This is a genomic window from Sphingomonas bacterium, assembly GCF_903643035.1.
Lineage (GTDB): Bacteria > Pseudomonadota > Alphaproteobacteria > Sphingomonadales > Sphingomonadaceae > Sphingomonas.
The window spans coordinates 1-6,993 of record NZ_CAHJWW010000145.1; the positions used below are offsets into that span (position 1 = coordinate 1).

The 6,993-nt window shown below is 67.8% G+C and carries 8 protein-coding genes and 1 pseudogene; 2 read left to right on the plus strand and 7 right to left on the minus strand.

The window, feature by feature from the left end; all coding sequences use genetic code 11:
• The 3 genes from tnpC to tnpA form a co-directional block, all read right to left on the minus strand.
• A partial coding sequence (gene tnpC, locus HUV01_RS10050; RefSeq protein WP_174298134.1) for an IS66 family transposase occupies positions 1-866 on the minus strand: 866 nt, incomplete at its 3' end.
• A gap of 13 nt (positions 867-879) precedes the next feature.
• On the minus strand, positions 880-1,254 hold the full coding sequence (tnpB, locus tag HUV01_RS10055; protein ID WP_174298135.1) for an IS66 family insertion sequence element accessory protein TnpB: 375 nt from the start codon (positions 1,252-1,254) through the stop codon (positions 880-882).
• The gene (gene tnpA / locus HUV01_RS10060) at positions 1,251-1,688 is read right to left on the minus strand and encodes an IS66-like element accessory protein TnpA (RefSeq protein ID WP_174298136.1); all 438 of its coding nucleotides are present in this window, start codon (positions 1,686-1,688) and stop codon (positions 1,251-1,253) included. The genes tnpB and tnpA overlap by 4 nt, the downstream gene beginning before the upstream one ends.
• Positions 1,689-1,775: 87 nt before the next feature.
• On the opposite strand from tnpA, the pseudogene HUV01_RS10065 reads away from it, so the two are divergent.
• Positions 1,776-1,982, plus strand: a pseudogene (locus HUV01_RS10065) (Tn3 family transposase); the annotation flags it as partial.
• 56 nt (positions 1,983-2,038) lie between these two features.
• On the opposite strand, the gene HUV01_RS10070 reads toward HUV01_RS10065, so the two are convergent.
• The 4 genes from HUV01_RS10070 to HUV01_RS10085 form a co-directional block, all read right to left on the minus strand.
• Positions 2,039-4,234: a TonB-dependent receptor gene (locus HUV01_RS10070; RefSeq protein ID WP_174298138.1), complete on the minus strand. Its 2,196-nt coding sequence runs from the start codon at positions 4,232-4,234 to the stop codon at positions 2,039-2,041.
• Positions 4,231-5,580: an Nramp family divalent metal transporter gene (locus HUV01_RS10075; RefSeq protein WP_217430978.1), complete on the minus strand. Its 1,350-nt coding sequence runs from the start codon at positions 5,578-5,580 to the stop codon at positions 4,231-4,233. The genes HUV01_RS10070 and HUV01_RS10075 overlap by 4 nt, the downstream gene beginning before the upstream one ends.
• Before the next feature lie 90 nt (positions 5,581-5,670).
• Positions 5,671-6,114, minus strand: coding sequence for a manganese-binding transcriptional regulator MntR (mntR, locus tag HUV01_RS10080; protein WP_217430977.1), 444 nt, complete (start codon positions 6,112-6,114; stop codon positions 5,671-5,673).
• 58 nt (positions 6,115-6,172) lie between these two features.
• A complete protein-coding gene (locus HUV01_RS10085) occupies positions 6,173-6,511 on the minus strand; it encodes a hypothetical protein (RefSeq protein ID WP_174298141.1) in 339 nt (112 codons plus the stop codon).
• Positions 6,512-6,772: 261 nt separating this feature from the next.
• On the opposite strand from HUV01_RS10085, the gene HUV01_RS10090 reads away from it, so the two are divergent.
• The coding region (locus HUV01_RS10090; protein WP_174298142.1) for a hypothetical protein at positions 6,773-6,993 on the plus strand (221 nt) is incomplete at its 3' end.

A 6,993-nucleotide genomic window follows, 5' to 3' on the forward strand; every position in this document is an offset into this window, starting at 1 on the left:
GTGCCGCCCCACGGCCGGTCATCGCGGGCGTATGCCCAGAGCTGGCCGGTCTTGGTCCGCCCGCGTCCCGGATCGAGTACCGGCGCGGTGGTCTCGTCGGCGAACAGCCTGGGGCTGCGCTTCAGGTCGGCGATGAGGTGATCGCGTAGCGGCGTCAGCCACCACGCCGCGCGGCCGACCCAGTCCGCCAGGGTGGAGCGGTCAAGGGTGACGCCCTGACGGGCGTAGATCTGCGCCTGCCGGTATAGCGGCAGGTGATCGGCGTACTTGGCGACCAGCACATGCGCGATCAGTGCCTCGGTCGGCATCCCGCCCTCGACGATCCGCGCCGGCGCGGGCGCCTGGACTGGTGCGGCCTCGCAGGCGCGGCAGCCGTAGCGAGGACGACGGGTCACCAGCACCCGGAAGGTGGTGGGCACCACGTCGAGCCGCTCGGCGACATCCTCGCCGATGACGTGGAGGGCGCCGCCACAGCAGGCGCAGGCCTTGCTCTCCACGTCGACGACCTGCTCGACCCGCTCGAGATGGGCGGGAAGACGGCCACGGTTGCCGTCGCGCATGCGAGGTGCCGCGGGCTTGTTGCTGGTCGCGTCCGCCCCGGCGCGCACGCGGGCCACCGCCGCGTCGAGTTCCTCGAGGGCGAGCGCCAGCTGGTCGGGGTGAAGCTGCTCCGACCGTGCGCCGAACCGGTGCCGCTGGAACGCGGCGATGATCGCGGTCAGCCGCTCGATCTCCGCCCGGGCGTCGGTGCCCGCGCCCTCCAGATCGGCGATGTGCGCCTGCTGCTGGACGATCTCGCTGCGTGCCGTGACCAGCATCGCGCGGAGCAGCGCGGGGTCGTCGGGGAGATCGGCCTCGACCAGCATGGCCGCAAGTGAATCAGCCGGGACGCACCTCGTCAACCGGCGAGTTGCGGGGCGATCGGCCGACGGCCGCCATGCACAGGCCGCAGTCCAAGCCTTCCACAAGCGCCCCGAACTGCGCTGCGGTCAGGCGCATGACCCCGTCCTGGATGGCTGGCCAGCGGAAGACGCCTTGCTCCAGGCGCTTCGCCATCAGCCACAACCCCGTCCCGTCCCACCACACCAGCTTGATCCGGTCGGCCCGCTTCGAGCGGAACACGTATACGACGCCGGAGAACGGGTCGGCGCCATGCTCCGCCTTCACCAGCGCCGCGAGCGAGTCCGCGCCCTTGCGGAAGTCCACCGGCCTGGTGGCCACTACCACGCGAGCGTCCGCGCCGGGGCCGATCATCGCGGCGTCTTCAGCGCGTCGATCACCGCCGCGATCACCCCGGCATCGGCGCCCTGCGCGATCTTCACCGCCACCCCGTCGATCTCCAGCTCGACCGCGGCTGCCTGACGGGCACGCTGCACCCGCTTCTTCTTGAACGCGGGCTTCGTCACCACGACCGGCTCAGACGCAATCACCGCCGGCACGAACCTCGGCTCGGGCACGGTAGCCTGCACCGCTTCCGCCGCGTAGCGCAGCTCGCGGCGCCAGGTGAACAGCTGCGACGGTCGCAGATCGTGCCGACGCGCCAGCTCGCTGATGTTGGCGCAACCATCCATCTGCGCGACCAGCGCCAGCTTCTCGTCCACCGCAAAGCTGCGGCGCCGGCCCACACCGGTCAGGATCTCGAACCGTCGGATCGGCTCCGGGTTAGCCCCGTGCCTTGACCCCGTCATAGCTCCAAGCGGCGTGTCCTCTTCCATCAGCATGGACTCGCAGCCGCTCCTCACCCCTGCAAGGTGGAGCCGGCACACCGCTTACCGATCGTCTATTGGAACTCGACCTACATCGCCGACGCGGTCCAGCACCTCCGCGCCTCGGGCACGCCCGTCGATCCCGAGCTGCTACCCCATAGCTCACCGGTCGGCTGGGAGCATATTGCGTTCTCGGGCGACTTCCTGTGGGATCGCGCTGCCGAACGAACGCGCCGAAAGCCGCTCAACATCGCCGGGGACGGCCGAGCCACCTGATCGTTCCCGACCCGTTCTCCCTTAGCGTTGTTTAGCGTGGGATGAGCGCCTGGCCCTCAGAAGGACGCTCGTGTGCCGGCGAACACACCGCGCCGTCGGCCATACTGCGCGGCGGCGATGCCCAGGCCGCTGCCGTCCCTGATTTCGTAGACATGGTCCAGCAAGTTGACGACGTCGATCCGCACGGCCAGCGAGAGGCCGGACGTGCCCAGGTCGAAACGGTGCTCGCCGCCGATGTTGATCGTGGCATAGCTCGGCTGCTTGGCGGTGTTGGCGAAGCCGGAGCGCAGACCGTAGCCGTACTGGACGTCGCCGAACGCCTTGTTCGGGCCGAAGCTGTAGGATGCGCCAGCGCTGACCGTGTATTTGCCCTCGTGGTCGAGCTGGATGTGGTGCGTCTTTACATAGTCGAGCACGTCCGCGTCGATCTCATATTCCGCCGAGTTGACGTCGATCGCGCCGGTGTTGACGTAGCTGAAGTTGGCGAAGCCGCTGAACCCACGATGCGTGTAGGTGGTCGACAGCTCGCCGCCGAACACCCGACCGCGGCTGTAGCTGAACGGCGACAGGATCACTGCGGCGCCGAACTGCCCAAGGTCGCCCAGGTTGGCGGCGTTCTTGTAGAAACCGTCGACGGTCACCTGCCAGCCCGGCAGCATCACGTGCTGGACACCCACGTCGACATAGTGCGACCGCTCGACCCTGGTCGGGGTGTCAACCAGCACCTGCGGCTCGTCTGTGGTGCCAACGACGTTCGCGAGTGCGCTCAACGGGATGTATTGAGTGGAGGGCGGCGCGAAGTAGCGCGAGTAGCCGGCATGGATTGTGGTCGCGTCGTCGGGGGTCCAGACGAGGTTTACCCGCGGGCTGAGCTGGCCTTCATGATCGAAGTTGGCGTCGAACCGGTCGTAGCGGATGCCGTAGTTGAGCGTCAGCATGGCCGTGAGCTTCCATTCGTCCTGGACATACAGGCCCGCCTCCCACGACCGGTTACGCGTCCGATCGGGCAGGTCGAGGGGCGCCGTCGCGATCTGGTTGCCGTTCGCGTCGGCGAGAAAGGCAAAGGTCAGCGTGTCGAGGCGCTCGCTGGTGTGTTGCGCCAGGAACCCGGCGCGGAGCGTGTGGGCGGAACTCAGCTTGTATGACGCGTCGGTCTGCACGCCGCCGGTGGCGAAGCTGTTGTCAACGTCGCCGGCGACCCCTTGGAAAACGAGGTCGCGGACGCGGTCGGCGCGGAAGCTGATGGTGCCGACGCGGATGAACGGCGAGACCTGCAAGTCCAGCCCGCCCGCCGAGCGCTGATAGGAGAGGACAAGATACCCGTTCTTCTCCGTCTGGTTCTCATCCACATCGCTGGACGAGACCGGCCCCGCGCCCGCCAGCGTGAAAGCCGGCTTGAGCCCCGGGGTGTCGGGAAGCTGAAAGTGCGCGATCGAGCCGCTCGCCAGCAGACTGAGGCGGCTGTCGCGGTTCAGCGTTTGCGATGCGTAGACGAACAGCTTGCCTTGGTCGGTGTCGTCGTGAAGCGGCGTCCGGCTCGATGTCGGGTTCTCGATACCGATTCCGTCATGCAGGTAGCTGCCCGAGGTGAAGTAATCCAGGCCGCCCTTCGTCCCGCCGAGCTGGAACGAGGGCTGCACCGTGTCGTAGCTGCCGCCGTAGATGCCGACCTCGTTATGGACAAGCGAAGCGCCCGACTTGGCGGTGACGTCGACGATGCCGGCGGTGCGGAACCCGAACTGCGCCGGGAGCGAGCCGGTGATGAGCGATACCGAACGGGCGATGCGCGTGTCGAGCTCCTGGCCGAACCCATTGAGCGACTCCGGCAGCAGTACGCCATTGATGCGGTAGGTGAGTCCGCCATGCTCGCCGCGGACGTGTTCCTCGCCGAAGCTGTCGAGCACCACGCCCGGCGCGCGCAGCAGTACCTGGTTGAAGCCAGCGTTCTCGCCTTGCGGGGTGGCGGCGATCTGCGCTGGGCCGAGCGTGTATTGCACCGCACCCAGGCCGGGCGCGATCCGCTCGCGCGCAGCGTCGAGCCGACCGGTGACAACGATGTCCTGCCCCGCCGGTGTCACGGGCGGCTCCATCACCGCCTGAGCCACGCTCGCCGGGGCCGCAGGTGTTGAGGTCGGGGCGATGGCCGCATCGCCCATCCGGGCTGCATCTAGCTTGCCCGTTACGGGCGCGATCTGCGCAAGGACCCACGCCGGCCAGCCGGCGATCAGCGCCGCCCCGATCAGCGTCCTCATGCGCCCACACCCGTACGTCCTGCGGTGTCGAGCAGCAGCTTGACGTTGAGCACGATGATAACCGCAGCGACCGCCCAAGCGAGTGCCTTGAGCCAAGCCGGGCTGACCAGATCACCCATCTTCGCCTTGTCGGAGGTGAAGGCGATCAGCGGCACGATCGCGAACGGCAGCTGGAGGGACAGCACCACCTGGCTCGCGATCAAGAGCTTGGCGGTTCCGCCCTCGCCGTAGAGCCCGGCCGCGATCACCGCCGGCACGATCGCCAGCCCGCGCGTGATCAGCCGTCGGAGCCAGGGCGCGAGCCGGATGCGGACAAACCCTTCCATCACGATCTGGCCGGCGAGCGTGCCGGTGATCGTCGAGTTCTGCCCTGAGGCTAGCAGCGCGACCGCGAACAGCGTGCTCGCCGCGGCCGCGCCGAGCGTAGGGGAGAGCAGCTTGTAGGCGTCTTGGATCTCGGCGACGTCGTTGCGGCCGATGGTGTGGAACGCGGACGCCGCCAGGATCAGGATCGCGGCGTTGATGAAAAGGGCGAGGCTGAGCGCGACCGTGGAGTCGATCGTCGCCCACCGGGCCGCGTCTCGCTTGCCCGCGGGCGTGCGCTCGAAGGCGCGGGTCTGCACCGCGGCCGAGTGCAGGTAGAGGTTGTGCGGCATGACAGTCGCGCCGAGGATGCCGATCGCGATATAGAGCATGACCGGGTTGGTCACGACCTCGCCGCGCGGCACGAACCCCGCCAGCATCGCCCCGATCGCGGGCTGCGAGGCGATCAGCTCATAAAGGAAGCAGAGCGCGATCACCGCGATCAGCGCGATGATGAACGCCTCCAGCCGCCGAAACCCGTGCCTCTGGAGCGCCAGGATGAGCAGCACGTCGGCCCCGGTGAGCACCACGCCCCAGACCAGTGGCAGGCCGAACAGCAGGTTGAGCCCGATCGCGGTGCCGATCACCTCCGCCAGGTCGCAGGCGACGATGGCGATCTCGCATAGCAGCCAGAGCATGATCGCGACGGGCTTGGAGTAGGCGTCACGACAGGCGGAGGCGAGGTCGCGGCCCGTGGCGATCCCCAGCCTGACGCACAGCGCCTGAAGGATGATCGCCATGATGTTGGAGAGCAGGATGACCGACAGCAGCGTGTAACCAAACGCCGAGCCGCCCGCGAGGTCGGTCGCCCAGTTGCCCGGGTCCATATAGCCGACCGCGACCAGGAACCCCGGCCCGGTGAACGCACCCAGCTTACGCCACCAGGACGCGCCGTCGGGCACGGGGATGGAGCGGAACACCTCCGGCAGCGATACGCCGCCCCCGCTGCGCCAGCCGCGGTCGTCCGTCGCCAATACCTGCATCTGTGCCGCCATCGACCGTTACCTTGCCTACGCGCCCGGCCGGCAATCCGGCGGTAGCCGTCGAGCATAGGCAATATAATATAGCTACAGCTATTTGGTTCCGGCTTCCGCCTTCAGTCGCGCGGTCAGTGCGATCAGCGCCTGAAGGGTGCGGTCGCTGACATGATGCTCGATCCCTTCGGAGTCCGCATCCACGGTCGCCTCGTCCAGCCCGAGCGAGCGCAGGAAATCGGCGACGATTGCATGTTTGCGCCGCGCCTCGGCCGCCATCTGAGCGCCGGCTTCGGTCAAGAAAATGGCGCGGTACGGGCGTGACACCACCAGACCCTCACGCCGTAGCCGAGCGATGATCTTGGAAACCGTTGGCTGGCTCACCGCCATATGCTCGGTGATGTCGGCCAACCGCGCCTCGCCGCGCAGGTGAATGAGATCGCCGATCAGCTCGACATAGTCCTCCGCGACCTCGGTCAGGTGCGCCTCGCGCGTCCGCCGGAACGCCGCCGCGCGTCGCCCCGCCTCCGATCGCTCGCTCATCATCCTGAACTGCCCCAACCACGGCCAAGGCTTACTCATAGCCACGCTATACGGATTGTCAGCTAACCAAAAGTCCCGGGATCCAGGTCAGAAAGCTAAACGTACGTTTTTGGGCCTTCTCTCGCCGGTCCCCTTCCTGTGCCCGCGCCGCCGCACCCACGCTCATGCCGCCGGTCGTGGCGTCGACCGTCTTGCGCGCGTTCGCGATGTCGGCCGCGGTCGCGAAGCCTTTTGCGGCGCAGTATTCGATCAGTCCGAGGTGATTGTAGACCCTGCCGAACGCCTGCTGAACCTGGGTGTCGGTCGGGATGTCCTGCGCTAGTGCCGGACGGGAAGACGCGATGCATGCGAGACCGCAGACCATCAGCCGCGTCGCCGATGCGGTGTCGTTGCTCATGTATAACTCCCCTTTGTTGTCAGTGAGGACCAGCCGACGACGTCGGCGCGTCTCTGCAGACCTTATAGGTTGGCTGTTGAGCACTGGACTAGGTAGCAGTTTCCGTAAAACAGCCGGGCGACTGGCCGACGCTGTTCCGGTCGAACCAGTAAGCGGAACCGGGCGCGGATCGGCCGCGCCGATGCGGCTCGACGCCGCCGCCCGATCGGGGCAAGTTGCAGCCGGCCGCTCGCAGGGCCGGGTGGCGATGGGGGTTGCCGGATGGTGATGTGGGCGGCGATCGCAGGGGCGCTCCTCGGCTGGATCGTGTGCGAGTTCGAGGCGTACGGCCTGCTGCTCGGCGCGATCCCCGGTGCGTTGTTCGGCCTGATCCTGCGCGGAGCCGTCCGGCACGAGATCGCCGAGGCGACGGCCGAGCTTCGCGCTCAGGTCGCCGACCTGATGACCGCCACGAGCCGCAACACCGCGGCGGTGCCCGGCCT